We start from the raw sequence: 17,118 nt of genomic DNA, 5'->3' as shown, positions 1-17,118 counted from the left end.
TAGAAATAGGTAAAGGCATCACACGTTGTGTGATGCCTTTTGCTACACCACCTGTGTGCTTTGGAAAGGGGAATTCCGCATTGAAACGTAGAGTTGCGATTATTGGAATGGTTGTTACATTTTTAATTGGTGCTGGCGGAATGTTTGTAGGTATGTATGTGTTTGGAATTAATCCAGCGTATATGGCGCAAACAATATCAAAAGATAGTGTTAGCACAACACAAGGAAATTTGGCAAAAATTAATGAGGCGTATGCACTGATTGATTCACGTTATGTGGAAGACGTGAAAGACGACAAGCTTGTTGAAGGTGCAATACAAGGAATGTTGTCTACGCTGAAGGACCCTTATTCCACGTATATGGATAAGGAAACAGCGAAGCAGTTTAACGAATCACTTGATCCTGAACTTGAAGGTATTGGTGCTGAGGTGAACAAAACGGATGGGAAACTAATCATTGTATCCCCAATTAAAGGCTCGCCAGCAGAAAAAGCAGGGATTAAACCGAATGACCAAATTTTATCGGTAGATGGAAACAGTGTAAAAGATTTATCACGTGAAGAAGCGGTCTTAAAGATTCGTGGTAAGAAAGGAACGGACGTTACGCTTGAGATCAAACGTTCAGGAGTGGCAGATCCAATAGAATATAAAATTAAGCGTGAAAAAATTCCGGTTTTCACTGTGTTTAGTTCTGTAAAGAAAGAGAAGGAAACAGATATTGGTTATATTCAAATTACATCTTTCTCTGAAAATACAGCGAAAGAATTTAAAGATCAATTAAAAGAGCTTGAAAAGAAAGATATAAAAGGTCTTATCATTGATGTACGTGGTAATCCAGGAGGCTACTTAAATAGCGTGCAAGATATTTTAGGATTAATCATGACAGATAAAAAGCCAATGATGCAAGTTGAACAACGAAATGGTGAGAAAAAGAAATTCTCAACGGAATTAAAAGAGCGAAAGTCATATCCAATTTCAGTATTAATTGATAAAGGAAGTGCATCAGCTTCAGAAATTTTAGCAGGAGCATTAAAAGAAGGAGAAGGATATGATTTAGTTGGTGAGAAAACATTTGGAAAAGGCACTGTTCAGCAAGCTGTTCCGTTTCAGGATGGCAGCAATATTAAACTGACAATGTTTAAATGGCTTACACCAGATGGCAATTGGATTCATAAAAAAGGAATTGCCCCAACAGTGGAAGTGAAGCAGCCAGATTATTATCATGCAACGCCAATTCAAATTGAGAAAACACTTTCTTATAATGCAAATGATGTACAAGTGAAACATGCACAAGAAATGCTGAAGAGCTTAGGATATGTGCCTGGACGTGAAGATGGTTACTTTAGTAAAGAAACAGAGTCGGCGCTTAAGGCCTTCCAAAATGCAAACGAAATGGAAGCAACAGGTGAGCTTGATAAAAAGACAGCTGAAGTGCTTCAAAATAAAATCATTGAAAAGATCCGCTCAGGAGAAAATGATCTGCAATTACAGGCAGCATTAAAATTGATGGCGAAGTAAGAAGAAATACAGGCATATGATTGCCTGTATTTTTTTGTGCGCGTTAAACAAACGTTTGATTAGTTGTGATAAGATAAAAAGAAATGACTATATAAATGGTGGTGAAACAGTTCGTGGAGGCGTGGTCTTTTGAGATAATGCGAGCGGTTGGGCGTTTTTTCTTACACCCTGCTGTCTATGTGTTTTTAATAAGTAGTATTTTTGCTGGATATTTGCGTGTATTACGAGAGAGAAAAAATTTCTCTTTTAAAGTATATGATGTTTTGTTTGAACTGCGAACATCTTGGTTTGCGGGCATTGGATACGGACTTATTGTATCTGTTCTTACAATTGGCGCGGGGTTAGTATTATCAGAAGCGAGTATATGGGTGATTTTAATTTGGACACTCATATTTGGACTAGCTACAGGGTATCGATATTTATCTGCAGCTTACACATTTGGCGTAGCGATTGTAGCAGTTTTATTATCTTCTAAGCTCCCAATCTCTTTCTTACAGCTTGGAGAAGGAGAAGAGAGTACGATTGCATCACTTGCCATTTTGCTTGGCTTGATGCTAGTTGTAGAAGGGTTATTAATTTCGAAAAATGCGGTGCAGTATTCAACACCTAAAATGCGCAAAGGGAAGCGTGGTTTAAACATTGGATTGCATGAATCAAAGCGCCTATGGCTCGTTCCGATTTTTATTCTTGTGCCGGGAGATGCTGTTACACAATTTGTTTCGTGGTGGCCGGTCGTTTCTGTTGGCTCAGAAACGTATTCTTTATTCCTTGTACCATTTTTACTTGGCTTTATGCGAACCATTAGAAGTGAGGAACCGACGAAGGCTTTATTATTTACAGGAAGACGCATATTTGGCTTAGCGACTCTTGTTCTTGTATTAGGTGTAGCGAGTTATTGGTGGTCCATTTTAGCAATCATTGCAATGGGAGTTGCGATGCTTGGTCGCTTTACAATTTCGATGAGGGAACGGATAGCTGACGAAACACGTCCACCTTACTTTGCAGTGCGTGATGATGGATTAGTTGTATTAGGAATAATTCCGAATACAGTCGGTGCAGAAATGAATTTGCGGCCTGGAGAGGTTATAACGAAAGTAAATGGTATTGTTCCTAAAAGCACAGAGGAGTTTTATGATGCACTTCAGTCTAAGACAACAGGAGCATTTTGTAAATTAGAAGTACTAGATACGAACGGTGAGCTTCGTCTTGCTCAAACAGCACTATACGCAGGGGGACATCATGAGTTAGGAATTGTGTTTGTCGAGCAGGAGCATAAGTGGGATACGGAAGCTGTGTAATGTAAAGGACCTTCATAGATGAAGGCTTCAGGCCGTGGAAAAAGGCGGCGAAAGAAACATGGTGATATGACAGATGGTAAATGAAATTTTATCAGCGATTTTTCAAATATATCGACTGTTTCTCACAATATATCAGCGATTCGACAAAGGATATCGACTAACCAACAAAAAACGACAAAAAATAGGAGCCCCTAGCTCCTGTTTCCTAATAAGCTGGGACCTTCATTTATGAAGGTCTTTTTTCGATTAGGAGCTTTGTAAGCAGATAGCTTGAATAATCATTTGATAATGGTTATCATTTAATGGGGCTTTGTTATGATGCAAAGTCCTTTTATTTTGATTATAGGAGGTAATGTATGCTGCGCCGATTTTTTTCTTACTATAAGCCATATAAAGGTTTATTCGTGCTCGATTTTTCTTGTGCTGTCATTGCAGGGCTACTGGAACTTGGCTTTCCACTTATTGTGAATCAGTTTATCGATAAGTTATTGCCAGGACAAGATTGGGCCCTTATTTTATGGGCATGTATTGGCTTATTAGCCATCTATATGCTAAATGCAGGGCTTCAATATGTTGTTACATATTGGGGGCATATGCTCGGAGTTAACATTGAAACAGATATGCGTCAAAAATTGTTTGATCATATTCAAAAGCTATCATTCCGATTTTTTGATAATAATAAGACAGGTCATTTAATTTCACGTCTTACAAATGATTTAATGGAAATTGGTGAAATTGCCCATCACGGGCCAGAGGACTTATTTATTGCAATTATGACTTTAATTGGGGCCTTTTCATTTATGATGATGATTAACTGGAAGTTAGCGCTTCTTACGTTTTTCGTTATTCCATTTTTACTTTGGTTGGCGCTGTATTTCAACCGTAAGATGACAGGTACGTTTAGACGTTTATTCTCAGATGTTGCAGATTTTAATGCGTGTATTGAAAATAATGTAGGGGGAATCCGTGTTGTTCAAGCATTTGGAAACGAAAAGTTTGAGAAAGAGCAATTTGCGGTAAATAACGCTCGTTTTCGTACAACAAAGTTGATGGCGTATAAGATTATGGCTTTAAATTCATCGATTAGTTATATGTTAATGCGCCTTGTTACATTGTTTGTTTTAATATGCGGAACTTGGTTTGTTCTGCAAGGAGAATTAACATATGGCGGATTTATTGGTTTTGTATTATTAACGAATATTTTCTTCCGTCCAATTGAAAAAATTAATGCAGTTATTGAAAGTTATCCGAAGGGAATTGCAGGTTTTAAAAGGTATGTGGAACTGCTCGAAACAGAACCAGATATCGTAGATGCTAAGGATGCTATGGAAGTAAAACAAGTACATGGTGATATTGAATATAAAAATATTACGTTTGGATACGATAAACAAGAGCCGATCCTAAAAAATATCGATTTGAAAATTCATGCGGGAGAAACGGTTGCCTTTGTTGGGCCATCAGGTGCTGGGAAAACAACATTATGTAGCTTATTGCCTAGGTTTTATGAGACTATAGATGGCTCTATTACAATCGATGGAATTGATACGAAGGATATGACGCTTTCTTCACTTCGTAAGCAAATTGGGATTGTGCAGCAAGATGTATTTTTATTCTCTGGAACAATCCGAGAAAATATTGCTTACGGAAATTTACAAGCTCCAGAAGCTGAGATTTGGCAAGCAGTTAAACGTGCACAATTAGAAGATTTGATTTACTCGCAACCAGATGGATTAGATACAGTTATTGGTGAGCGAGGTGTGAAGCTTTCAGGAGGACAAAAGCAGCGTTTAGCAATTGCTCGTATGTTCTTGAAAAACCCGCCAATATTAATTTTAGATGAAGCAACTTCTGCGCTTGATACAGAGACAGAACTTGCGATTCAGCAATCACTTGCGGAACTATCAGTTGGGCGTACAACATTGGTTATTGCCCATAGACTTGCGACGATTAAAAATGCAGACCGTATTGTCGTTGTAAATAAAGATGGAATTGCAGAGCAAGGTTCACATGAAGAACTCATTGAACAAGGCGGAGGATATAGCAGGTTATACGAAGCGCAATTTAGTTCTTAAGAAGGAAAGTTGTATTTGCTGTCTTAAATAAAAAACCTTTGTATATGTAAATTTGGTGGGATTAGCGTACCATATAGGTAGGTAAGGAAAAGATACATATAATAAGGAGGTTTTCAAATATGATCGTAACAACAACTTCGACTATTCAAGGGAAAGAAATTGTGGAGTATATTGATATTGTGAACGGAGAAGCGATTATGGGTGCAAATATCGTCCGTGATTTATTTGCTTCTGTTCGTGATGTTGTCGGTGGCCGTTCTGGCGCATATGAAAGTAAATTAAAAGAAGCACGCGATATTGCGATGGAAGAGATGAAAACTCTTGCGAAGCAAAAAGGTGCGAATGCTATTGTCGGTATCGATGTAGATTACGAAGTAGTTCGCGAAGGGATGTTAATGGTTGCGGTCAGCGGTACAACTGTCCGTATATAATGTAAAGCCGTGCTAATTGCACGGCTTTTTTGTTGGATAGTATGGAACCACATGATATCCTCTGTCGAATTATACATATTTCTTGGGAAATCGAAAAAGCTTCGTCGATATATAGGGAAGACATTAGCGTGCTTCCTTACAACTCTGTTTTTTTGCAAATGATTGAACGTGATCTAAGAAAACTTGAATTGCTTTAGAAGGGATGAAATATTTACCGCGCACGATGGAGAAGGGACGAATCAGTTTTTCATTGGGAACGTTGATATGGAAAATCTCCTGAGCTTGTAACTCTTTCCTTACAGTCCAGTCAGAAAGGATTGCAATGCCAAGCCCCGCGCTAACGGCTTCTTTCACACTTTGAATACTACTAAATGTAAAGAAGCGCTTCATTTTTAAATGGTGCTGATGGATAAAACGGTCGCTGTAAGCGCGTGTTCCAGATCCGCTTTCCCTTAAAATCCATACTTGATTTTGTAAGGATATTTCGTTAATTTCCTTTGTGTGCAAAAGGGGATGGTTTGGCGGAACGACAAGCTTCATCTCATCTTCCATAAAAGATTCTACATCCATATCAGTATATACAACCTGTCCTTCTACTAAACCGATATCAATTTGATTGGAACGAATGCTTTGAAGAACCTCTTCTGTATTGGAGATGAATGTATGTACTTCTACGCGTGGGTTTTCATTCGCATAATGCGCTAATATTTTAGGAAGTAAGTACTCGCCAATGGTGAAACTGGCTCCGATGCGTAATGTCCCTGTTACGACATTATGTAATTCGTTAATTTCTTGCTTAGCTTCTTCATATAACGATAGCATCTGTCTTGCATGCGTATATAAAATGTTACCTGCTTCCGTCACTTGGACATGCTTTGGAGAACGTTGAATAAGCGTTGTACCAAATTCATTTTCCAAATTACGAATATGCATGCTAACGCCTGGCTGTGAAAGGTTTAATAATTCAGCAGCACGCGAGAAATGCTGCTGTTCGACTACGGTAACAAATATTTTTAAAATATCAACGTTCATTATATTTGCTCCTTTACTCTTTTGTTATTGATTTAGAGAGATGCTTGTCCGCTTTTTATGTAATCCAGCTCCTTTTGGGCGGGACACCTCCGTTTTTTATAGTTTATCATAAGTTTTTCTGATGATTGATATTATTTATTGGTATTAAACTTATTATTGAACTCCTTTTATAATGGAAATATAAGAAACAAGGATGTTTCAATACGGTTATTGGAGTGGTTCAAATGGAACAAACACTTTCTATACAGAAGAAAGGCTTCGGTTTTGCGCAAGGGATCGGAATTACATTGCTAATCGCTATTGTTGCGAAATATTTAGCAGAGCTCCCATTTTTAAGTATTATGGGACAATTAGTAATCGCTATTCTGATTGGAATGATTTGGCGAGCGACAATTGGTGTTCCAACATACGCGGTTGCAGGTACAAATTTTGCAAGTAAGAAGTTACTTCGCTTCGGAATTATTTTACTTGGTATGCGTTTAAATCTTGTTGATATTGCAAATGCAGGACCAAAAGTATTGGTGATTGCTGCGGTTGTGATTGCCTTTACACTTGTTGTTGTATACATGTTAACGCGTGTGTTTAAAGTAGAGAAAAAACTTGGGATTTTAACAGCGTGCGGGACAGCAATTTGCGGCGCGGCTGCAGTCGTGGCAATTGCGCCGCAAGTTAAAGCGAAGGATGATGAAACGGCAGTTGGAGCAGCGATTATTGCAATTTTAGGTACAATTTTTACGCTCATTTATACGTTATTATATCCAGTGCTTGGTTTATCTCCTTACGGTTACGGAGTCTTTTCTGGGGCGACGCTTCATGAAATTGCGCACGTTATCGCTGCGGCAGCGCCAGGCGGGAGCACAGCGGTTGATATTGCGGTTATTGTGAAGTTAACGCGCGTTGCTATGCTTGTACCGGTAGCGATTTTAATTGGAATTTGGTTTGGACGTAGTGAAGGTGAAGGGAAAAAAGGTTCATGGCGTGATCTACCGATTCCGTGGTTTATTTTTGGATTTTTAGCAGTGAGTGCTGTTCATTCGTTAGGAATTATACCGGAGTTTATCGCAGGTTATATCGTGGTCATTGCTTACATGCTTATTGCGATGGCGATGGCAGGGCTTGGTTTAAACGTAGAATTTAAGACGTTCCGTAAATTAGGTAGTAGAGCATTTGTAGCTGGGTTAATCGGATCGGTTTGCTTATCGGTTCTTGGCTATATTCTTGTATATGCATTAGGATTTATGTAAAGAGGTAGAAGGAGACATTATTGATATGTCTTCTTTTTGTTATTGGCGTCGTTGGGTTATCGTATTATTTACTAGCATTAGCGCATTATCATAAAACGGCAACAAGCGTTTTAGTGGGAGCGATTGTTTTAGCATGTGGACGCACAATTCCAAAAATACTATTTCCGTAAAAGTTGGTTGGGAAACAGGAGCTAGGGGCTCCTGTTTTTTTGTTATTTTTTGTCGGTTAGTCGATATCCTTTGTCGAATCGCTGATATATTGTGAGAAACGGTCGATATATTTGAAAAATCGCCGATAAAATTTCATTCACCACTTTCTACGAACAAACCTCGGAAAATCACCCTGTTTCTTTTTATAATTTTGTAGCATTTCCCTTTCTTCATGGTCTGGTAAAATTTGATAAAACAGAGGGGTGTAACAAGCATTTTTGTATTTTTTTACAAAAACGCTTGAAAGTTACGTTACGTCATCTTTTACAATAAAAGAGGAAAGGGTGATGGAAATGATTTCGATTCAAGAACTTACAAAGGAAACGGGAGTTACGGTAAGAACGCTTCGTTATTATGATCAAATTGATTTGCTAAGACCGAGCGGAAAAACCGAAGGGGGACACCGTTTATATAATGAAACGGATGTGATTCGCTTACAGCAAATTTTATTTCTAAAAGAAATGGGTTTCTCATTGAAAGAGATTATGAATATGTTAGTAACAGATGAATTCAGCTTAAAAGAATCATTAGAAAAGCAGCTTAAGTTTGTGCAAGAAGAGCAGCGAAAATTCAATCGGATGGAACGAATTTTACAGGCCGTTGTGTATTCAGCGGAACTTGAAGGAGAGTTAGATTGGAAAATTATGTTCGAGTTAATTCAATTGTCAAAGCAGTCTCCTCGTATACGTGAAATGTTTCAGAAACAGACCTTTTCAGGTGAAGAGCAAAAGCTTCTTCACAATTTACCGAATATGAGTGAGGAAGATAAAAATGTTCAAGAATGGGTGGACTTGTTGAAGCAGTTGCGTAGCTTTATGCAAGAAGGGAAAAGTGCATCTCATGATGAAGTACAAGGGGCTACGAAAAGGTTAATGGCGAAATGTATAGAGATGGCAAACGGTGATGAGGCATTTCTAGAGAAATTGTGGGAAGTAAGAAAATCGAAAGAGGATTCGCAAAAGATGAATATGTATCCAATTGAAGATGAGCTTCTAGCGTATATGGATGAGGCTTTTCGTATATATGATGAGAGGGAGAGGAGAAAATGAGTATACTTGCAGAATATCGTTGGTACTTTCTAATTGGTGCAGAAATTGTATTTTGGGTATCGGCGATTGGTTTCTTTTTATTACGTTACGGTTTGCGCTTACAGAAGGCGAGTTTCATTGCGGGGATTGTATTACTATTTAATGAAGTGTTTATTTTAGCACTGGGCGCTATTGATTACTATCAAACCGGTACGTTTTCTAACTTTCAAATCATCACAGTAATCATATTATTATATGCGCTTTTATATGGAAAAAAGGATTTGAAAAAGTTAGATGTATGGGTGCAAAGACGTGTTGCGAAATGGCGAAATGAACCCATGCCTAATGTGGAACGGTTAGAAGGATGGGCTTATACGAAGCAGGAGCTTAGCCAATGGAGCTTACATCTTGTTATGTTTATTGCGATTCATATTATATTCTTCTTTACGTATGGGCTGATGCCGGTTGAACAGTGGGGCGATTGGTTTGAAAAAGGGATTGTATTAAATAAGGCGGCAAGTCGGGTAAGCCAAGTATGGGGCATTGTATTTTTAATCGATACGATCATTACATTTTCATATGTAATTTTTCCAAAAAAAGAAAAAAAGCTGTCGTCCTAATTAGGGAAACAGCTTTTTTTCTAGCTAATCTTATGTGAAATAATAGTATAAAGTGAAACGAAGCTGGGGAGGATGAATGTGAAAAAAGGAATTGTTACACTGTGTTTTTTATTTTGTATTGGCAGTTTAGTAGGGTGTTTATCTTCTGCGGAATCTACAGGAGATAAACAGGGAAATGGTGAAGTAAAACTTGATAGAAAAAATGATATAGTTGGAAAAATGGGCGGAGTGACCAACTTAGATAAGTTTGAGAAATTTCTTGTTCATGTTAAAAATGGTCAATCGGATAAAGTGCGTATTGTGAATTATACAGATGAAGGGAATCCAATCTTTCAAACATTAGAGTATGATGGGATGAATATAAACTATATGTTTGATGATTCAAATGATAAGTTTGGTGGTACTCATAAAGGAAAAAAGAGTGATGTGTGCAGAGGTGTTATTAAAGAGGGAAGTGGGGAAAGTATAAATTATAAATTAGGTGAATGCCAAAAAAAACTCGCGTACATAAACTATTTTTTGTTGAAGGTACCTAGTGAGTAAAAAAGATACTTATATGGATAGGTATCTTTTTTGTTATTGCACTTTGATTGGGTGAAATGAATGTCGAAAACTTTACCGAATATCTGTTCGTTTTCTTGGTTTTTTTATGAGTATTCGTGGTAAAATGAGAATACAGATTTTTCACGAGGAGGTCGGTTTTGTTTGGAACATCAATTTGAAATTGTCTCAGAATATTCCCCGCAGGGCGATCAGCCAAAAGCGATAGAGCAGCTAGTAGCAGGGATTAAAAGTGGTAAGAAAAAGCAAGTGTTGCTTGGAGCGACAGGAACGGGTAAGACATTTACGATTTCGAATGTCATTAAAGAAGTGAAAAAACCAACACTTGTAATGGCTCATAATAAAACGTTAGCAGGACAGCTATACAGTGAGCTGAAAGATTTCTTTCCGAACAATGCGGTTGAATATTTTGTTAGTTATTACGATTATTATCAGCCAGAAGCGTATGTACCACAAACGGATACATTTATTGAGAAGGATGCGCAAATTAATGATGAGATTGATAAATTGCGCCACTCAGCAACATCAGCTTTATTTGAACGAGATGACGTCATCATTGTAGCGAGTGTTTCTTGTATTTACGGTTTAGGTTCACCTGAAGAATATCGTGAGCTCGTTGTTTCTTTGCGTGTTGGTATGGAGAAGGACCGCAATCAATTGCTTCGCGAACTTGTTGATGTGCAGTATGGCCGCAATGATATTGATTTCCAGCGCGGGACATTTCGTGTACGCGGGGATGTAGTTGAGATCTTTCCAGCATCGCTTGATGAACATTGCATCCGAATTGAGTTTTTTGGAGACGAGATTGATCGAATTCGTGAAGTGAATGCTTTAACAGGTGAAGTATTAGCAGAACGTGAGCATGTGGCAATCTTCCCGGCATCGCATTTCGTTACACGTGAAGAGAAACTGAAAGTTGCGATTGAAAATATTGAAAAAGAATTAGAAGAACGATTAAAGGAATTAAATGATAACGGTAAATTGTTAGAAGCGCAGCGAATCGAGCAGCGGACGCGTTACGATTTAGAAATGATGCGCGAGATGGGATTTTGTTCAGGTATCGAAAACTACTCGCGGCACTTAACGCTTCGTCCAGCTGGATCAACGCCATATACATTAATAGATTATTTCCCTAAAGATTTCCTAATTGTGATGGATGAGTCACATGTAACTGTACCGCAAGTAAGAGCGATGTATAACGGGGATCAGGCACGTAAACAAGTGCTTGTGGATCATGGATTCCGTTTGCCATCCGCACTAGATAACAGGCCGCTTACATTTGACGAGTTTGAAGAGAAAACGAATCAAGTTGTGTATGTATCAGCGACGCCAGGGCCATACGAATTAGAGCATACACCAGAAGTTGTGGAGCAAATTATCCGTCCAACGGGCTTGTTAGATCCGGAAATTGATGTGAGGCCGATTGAAGGACAAATTGATGATTTACTAGGAGAAATACAAGACCGCATCTTGAAAAATGAGCGCGTTTTAATTACGACATTAACAAAGAAAATGTCCGAGGACTTAACAGATTACTTAAAAGACGTCGGGATTAAAGTAAACTATCTTCATTCTGAGATTAAAACGTTAGAGCGAATTGAGATTATTCGCGATCTTCGCCTTGGTAAATTCGATGTGCTTGTTGGGATTAACTTATTAAGAGAAGGACTTGATATTCCGGAAGTATCGCTTGTAGCGATTTTGGATGCGGATAAAGAAGGTTTCTTGCGTTCAGAGCGATCATTGATTCAGACAATTGGCCGCGCAGCGCGTAATGAACATGGCCACGTAATTATGTACGCAGACCGTATAACAAAGTCAATGAATATTGCGATGGAAGAGACAAAGCGTCGTCGTCAAAAGCAAGAGGCTTACAATGAAGAGCACGGTATTACGCCGAAAACGATCCAAAAAGAAGTGCGTGATGTAATTCGTGCAACGACAGCAGCAGAGGAAACCGAAGTATATGAGGCGGCATCTACTAAGAAAATGACGAAGAAAGAAAGAGAAAAAACAATCGCGAAGATAGAAGAAGAAATGAAAGAAGCAGCAAAAGCGCTAGACTTTGAACGTGCAGCTGAGCTGAGAGATTTACTACTAGAATTAAAAGCGGAAGGGTGAAGAGAGTGAGCAAAGACTTTATCGTTGTAAAAGGTGCGAGAGCGCACAACTTAAAAAATATTGATGTAACCATTCCGAGAAATCAGCTCGTTGTTGTGACAGGGTTATCTGGTTCAGGAAAATCATCATTAGCATTTGATACGATTTATGCAGAAGGACAACGTAGATACGTGGAGTCCTTATCGGCGTATGCGCGCCAGTTTTTAGGACAAATGGATAAACCGGATGTCGATACGATTGAAGGATTGTCTCCAGCGATTTCAATTGATCAAAAAACGACGAGTCGTAATCCGCGTTCAACAGTGGGAACAGTGACGGAGATTTATGACTATTTACGTCTATTATTTGCGCGTATTGGAACGCCAATCTGTCCAAATCATGGGATCGAAATTACATCACAAACAGTAGAACAAATGGTAGACCGTGTGCTTGAATATCCAGAACGTACAAAGTTACAAGTGTTAGCACCGATTGTGTCGGGACGTAAAGGTGCACACGTGAAAGTATTAGAGGATATAAAGAAACAAGGTTATGTTCGCGTTCGTGTTGATGGAGAAATGCTTGATGTGTCGGAAGAGATTACGTTAGATAAAAATAAAAAGCATTCCATTGAGGTTGTAATTGACCGTATCGTTGTAAAAGAAGGAATCGCAAGTCGTCTTGCGGATTCCCTTGAAAGTGCGTTAAAACTTGGCGGAGGGCGTGTGTTAATCGATGTAATCGGGGAAGAGGAGCTTTTATTTAGTGAGCACCACGCTTGTCCGCATTGCGGGTTTTCAATCGGTGAACTAGAGCCACGTATGTTCTCTTTCAATAGTCCGTTTGGAGCTTGTCCGACTTGTGATGGACTTGGTTCAAAATTAGAAGTAGATTTAGAACTTGTCATTCCAAATTGGGATTTGTCGTTAAATGAGCATGCGATTGCCCCTTGGGAATCGACGAGTTCGCAATATTACCCGCAACTACTGCAGTCGGTGTGCAATCATTACGGAATCGATATGGATACGCCTATTAAAGATATTCCGAAAGATTTATTTGATAAAGTATTATACGGCAGCGGAGAAGAAAAGGTATATTTCCGTTATGTAAATGACTTCGGACAAGTGAAGGAAAGCGAGATTTTATTTGAGGGCGTGATTCCAAATGTTGAGCGTCGTTATCGTGAAACGAGCTCTGATTATATTCGTGAACAAATGGAAAAGTATATGGCGGAGCAGGCATGTCCGAAATGTAAGGGTGGCCGCTTGAAGCCAGAAAGCTTAGCTGTTTTTGTTGGTGAGAAAACAATTGCGGATGTAACGAAGTACTCTGTTCAAGAGGTGTATGGTTTCTTCTCAACCATTGAGTTAACGGAGAAGCAAGAAAAGATTGCTCGGTTAATTTTACGTGAAATTAAAGAGCGTGTCAGTTTCTTAATTAACGTTGGACTTGATTATTTAACATTAAGCCGTGCCGCAGGAACATTGTCAGGTGGGGAAGCGCAGCGTATTCGCTTGGCAACGCAAATAGGTTCTCGTTTAACAGGTGTATTATATATTCTAGATGAGCCGTCTATCGGTTTACACCAGCGTGATAACGATCGCTTGATTCGTACATTGCAGGAAATGCGTGATTTAGGAAATACGTTAATCGTAGTTGAACATGATGAAGATACAATGATGGCGGCCGATTATTTACTTGATATAGGTCCAGGCGCAGGAATTCATGGGGGGCAAGTTGTCTCAGCTGGTTCACCAGATGAAGTGATGAATGATGAAAATTCATTAACTGGTCAATATTTAAGCGGTAAGAAGTTTATCCCGGTTCCACTCGAAAGACGTAAAGGGGATGGGCGCAAGGTTGAGATTATTGGTGCGAAAGAAAATAACTTAAAAAATGCGAAGATGTCATTCCCGCTTGGGGCATTTGTAGCAGTAACAGGCGTATCTGGTTCAGGAAAAAGTACGATGGTTAACGAAGTTTTGTATAAATCGTTAGCACAGAAATTATATAAAGCGAAAAGTAAGCCAGGAGCACATAAGGATATTAAAGGGCTTGAGCATTTAGATAAAGTAATTGATGTTGACCAATCACCAATTGGGCGTACACCGCGTTCAAATCCAGCGACATATACAGGTGTGTTTGATGATATTCGTGATGTGTTCGCACAAACGAATGAAGCGAAAGTACGTGGATATCAAAAAGGCCGCTTTAGTTTTAACGTGAAGGGTGGCCGCTGCGAAGCTTGCCGCGGTGATGGTATTATAAAAATTGAAATGCACTTCTTACCAGATGTATACGTTCCGTGTGAAGTGTGCCACGGGAAGCGATATAATCGTGAAACATTAGAAGTGAAATATAAAGATAAGAATATTTCTGAAGTGTTAGGAATGACAATTGAAGATGGGGTAGAATTCTTTGCGAATATCCCGAAAATTAAACGGAAGTTGCAGACACTTGTTGATGTAGGGCTAGGTTATATGAAATTAGGACAACCGGCTACAACATTATCAGGTGGCGAAGCACAACGTGTGAAACTAGCATCTGAATTACATCGCCGTTCTACAGGGCGTACGTTATATATTTTAGATGAGCCGACAACAGGATTACATGCACATGATATCGCGCGTCTTCTAGAAGTATTACAGCGCCTTGTTGAAAGTGGTGAAACAGTACTTGTCATTGAACATAATCTAGATGTAATTAAGACAGCAGATTACATTGTTGACCTTGGTCCAGAAGGCGGAGACAAAGGTGGTCAAATCGTTGCGTCAGGTACACCAGAGCAAGTTATAAAAGAAGAGCGTTCCTATACAGGAAAGTATTTAAAAGAAATTTTAGAGCGTGATACAACTCGTATGAAAGAGAAAATGAAAGAGGTTGAAGTAGGGAGCTAAGCCAATTGGTTAGCTCCTTGTTTTCATTTGAGAGAAGAGTTAGCATGATAGGTATACAAATATAAGGTATGGAATAATTCTTTATATAAACTCGCTTTTTCAATTTATAAACTTATTTCGGTTTTCCGCCTACAAAGCTAAGAGGAAACTTCATCGCATCTCCTTTCTTCTATTTTTACATAGAAGAAAGGAAAAAGGATCTGACCGCTTCTATGCATGGACGGATGCTCTCTTCCCATCGAAAAAGAAAGATTTTTCTTCGTTTTTTTTATGGTGACTTGGCGTTTCCTATTCATTAGCGTATGATTACATATATATGTCAAAAGGATGTGTGAGAAAATGAGATGGATTCTATCACTTCTTGTAAATAGCGTTGTGTTAATTGTAGTATCAGGTCTTTTAAAAGGAATTGCACCAGACGCATTTTACATAGAAAATATACAGACTGCGATTATTGCGAGCATTATTTTATCGATTTTAAATGTGTTTGTAAAACCGCTATTAATTTTAATTACGTTACCGATTACTGTTTTAACATTTGGTTTCTTCCTCATTGTAATTAACGCAATTACGTTAAAAATGACAGATTCTTTATTAGGTGACGCTTTTAACATATCAGGATTTGGTGTAGCAATTCTTGCGGCAATTTGTATTTCGATTTTAAATATGCTAATTGATAAAGTAATTGTCGAGCCATTGTCTGAAAAGAAATAGGAAAATGACAAAGAGAAAAACATTTCATGGAGCTCATGAAATGTTTTTTGAGTTTGTTGGGAAACAGTAGCTAGGCGCTCCTGTTTTTTTGTCGTTTTTTGTTGGTTAGTCGATATCCTTTGTCGAATCGCTGATATATTTCAATTTGCGCTGATATATGATGAGAAACGATCGATATATTTAAAAAATCGTCGATAAAATTTCATTCACTATTTTATATGAACAAATCTCGGCAAATCAACAAGTTTCTTTTTATAATTTTTTAGTATTTCCCTTTCTCAATGGCCTGGAAAAACATTTCATGTAGCTCATAAAATAGATTCAAACGATTCATGTGAGAAGATTTTTTCTATTTAGTAGAAACGACATTTCTTGTTTTAAGAAAAAAATGGTACAATATCGGTTAGAATGGAATGTTACATCAAATGAGACTGAACCCGCAGCGGAGTGGAGGTTTACATATGCCAAAAGTAAGGACAAAAGATTTAATTGAACAATTTCAACTGGAGTTAGTAAGTGGTGAGGAAGGAATTCATCGTCCAATTGATACAAGTGATTTATCGCGACCTGGAATTGAAATGGCAGGATTCTTTACATATTATCCAGCAGATCGTGTACAGCTTCTTGGAAAAACGGAACTTACGTTTTTTGATACGTTAACGAGTGAACAAAAGCAAGAAAGAATGAAGGTCCTTTGTACAGAAGAGACGCCGTGTATTATTGTTACACGTAGTCAAGATGTACCTAAAGAATTACTGCAAGCATCACGTGAGTCTGGTGTGCCTCTTTTACGTTCGTCCCAAACGACGACAAGACTATCAAGTCGTTTAACAAACTATTTAGAGGGTAAGTTAGCACCGACAACTGCTGTTCACGGTGTATTAGTAGATATTTACGGGGTTGGCGTTTTAATTACAGGTCAAAGTGGTGTCGGGAAGAGTGAAACCGCACTTGAGCTTGTAAAACGTGGTCATCGCTTAGTTGCAGATGATAGTGTAGAAATTCGTCAAGAAGATGAAGATACGTTAGTAGGAAGTTCTCCAGATTTGATTGAGCATTTATTAGAAATTCGCGGTTTAGGGATTATTAATGTAATGACGTTATTTGGGGCAGGTGCGGTGCGTAATTATAAACGTATTACACTTGTAATTAGCCTTGAGATTTGGGATCAAAAGAAAAATTATGATCGACTTGGTCTTGATGAAGAGAAAATGAAAATTATAGATACAGAACTTACGAAGATTACATTGCCAGTTCGCCCTGGTCGAAACTTGGCTGTTATTATTGAAGTAGCAGCGATGAACTTCAGATTAAAGCGAATGGGAGTTAATGCAGCTCAGCAATTTTCTGAGCGTTTGATGAGTGCGATTGAACTAGGAAATCAAGAGTAAGTT

At 38.5% G+C, this 17,118-nt stretch carries 14 protein-coding genes; 13 read left to right on the top strand and 1 reads right to left on the bottom strand.

Annotated features, from left to right (window positions below; genetic code table 11):
• Positions 1–80 precede the first annotated feature (80 nt).
• The 4 genes from ACX5JI_RS14990 (at position 81) to ACX5JI_RS14975 (ending at position 5,318) form a co-directional block, all read left to right on the top strand.
• The gene (locus ACX5JI_RS14990) at positions 81–1,517 is read left to right on the top strand and encodes a S41 family peptidase (RefSeq protein WP_459501832.1); all 1,437 of its coding nucleotides are present in this window, start codon (positions 81–83) and stop codon (positions 1,515–1,517) included.
• 95 nt (positions 1,518–1,612) lie between these two features.
• The gene (locus ACX5JI_RS14985) at positions 1,613–2,815 is read left to right on the top strand and encodes a PDZ domain-containing protein (RefSeq protein ID WP_459501831.1); all 1,203 of its coding nucleotides are present in this window, start codon (positions 1,613–1,615) and stop codon (positions 2,813–2,815) included.
• A 356-nt stretch (positions 2,816–3,171) separates the two neighbouring features.
• Positions 3,172–4,887, top strand: coding sequence for an ABC transporter ATP-binding protein (locus tag ACX5JI_RS14980; RefSeq protein WP_459501830.1), 1,716 nt, complete (start codon positions 3,172–3,174; stop codon positions 4,885–4,887).
• Between the two features lie 119 nt (positions 4,888–5,006).
• Positions 5,007–5,318: a heavy metal-binding domain-containing protein gene (locus ACX5JI_RS14975; protein ID WP_459501829.1), complete on the top strand. Its 312-nt coding sequence runs from the start codon at positions 5,007–5,009 to the stop codon at positions 5,316–5,318.
• A gap of 123 nt (positions 5,319–5,441) precedes the next feature.
• On the opposite strand, the gene ACX5JI_RS14970 is transcribed toward ACX5JI_RS14975, so the two are convergent.
• A complete protein-coding gene (locus tag ACX5JI_RS14970) occupies positions 5,442–6,350 on the bottom strand; it encodes a LysR family transcriptional regulator (protein ID WP_459501828.1) in 909 nt (302 codons plus the stop codon).
• 224 nt (positions 6,351–6,574) lie between these two features.
• On the opposite strand from ACX5JI_RS14970, the gene ACX5JI_RS14965 reads away from it, so the two are divergent.
• The 9 genes from ACX5JI_RS14965 to hprK all read left to right on the top strand — a co-directional run bounded on the left by ACX5JI_RS14965 (position 6,575) and on the right by hprK (position 17,115).
• Complete coding sequence (locus ACX5JI_RS14965; RefSeq protein ID WP_459501827.1) at positions 6,575–7,594, top strand: YeiH family protein; 1,020 nt, start codon at positions 6,575–6,577, stop codon at positions 7,592–7,594.
• A 20-nt stretch (positions 7,595–7,614) separates the two neighbouring features.
• A complete protein-coding gene (locus ACX5JI_RS14960) occupies positions 7,615–7,764 on the top strand; it encodes a hypothetical protein (RefSeq protein ID WP_459502048.1) in 150 nt (49 codons plus the stop codon).
• Between the two features lie 327 nt (positions 7,765–8,091).
• Positions 8,092–8,853 carry a MerR family transcriptional regulator gene (locus ACX5JI_RS14955; RefSeq protein WP_459501826.1) on the top strand — a complete coding sequence of 254 codons (762 nt, stop codon included), beginning with the start codon at positions 8,092–8,094 and terminating at the stop codon, positions 8,851–8,853.
• Positions 8,850–9,452 (top strand): hypothetical protein, encoded by a 603-nt coding sequence (locus ACX5JI_RS14950; RefSeq protein ID WP_459501825.1) that lies wholly within the window; start codon positions 8,850–8,852, stop codon positions 9,450–9,452. The genes ACX5JI_RS14955 and ACX5JI_RS14950 overlap by 4 nt, the downstream gene beginning before the upstream one ends.
• Positions 9,453–9,530: 78 nt before the next feature.
• Positions 9,531–9,995: a DUF4362 domain-containing protein gene (locus ACX5JI_RS14945; protein WP_459501824.1), complete on the top strand. Its 465-nt coding sequence runs from the start codon at positions 9,531–9,533 to the stop codon at positions 9,993–9,995.
• Between the two features lie 162 nt (positions 9,996–10,157).
• Entirely contained in the window at positions 10,158–12,134 is a 1,977-nt protein-coding gene (gene uvrB, locus ACX5JI_RS14940) for an excinuclease ABC subunit B (RefSeq protein ID WP_459501823.1), read from the top strand.
• Positions 12,135–12,139: 5 nt separating this feature from the next.
• A complete protein-coding gene (uvrA, locus tag ACX5JI_RS14935; protein WP_459501822.1) occupies positions 12,140–15,010 on the top strand; it encodes an excinuclease ABC subunit UvrA in 2,871 nt (956 codons plus the stop codon).
• Positions 15,011–15,349: 339 nt separating this feature from the next.
• Complete coding sequence (locus tag ACX5JI_RS14930; protein ID WP_098491795.1) at positions 15,350–15,724, top strand: phage holin family protein; 375 nt, start codon at positions 15,350–15,352, stop codon at positions 15,722–15,724.
• A gap of 461 nt (positions 15,725–16,185) precedes the next feature.
• Positions 16,186–17,115 (top strand): HPr(Ser) kinase/phosphatase, encoded by a 930-nt coding sequence (gene hprK, locus ACX5JI_RS14925; protein WP_459501821.1) that lies wholly within the window; start codon positions 16,186–16,188, stop codon positions 17,113–17,115.
• Positions 17,116–17,118 lie beyond the last annotated feature (3 nt).

The sequence above is a fragment of the Bacillus sp. C1 genome (genome assembly GCF_054570475.1).
This window is presented reverse-complemented; position numbering and strand designations above follow the sequence as displayed.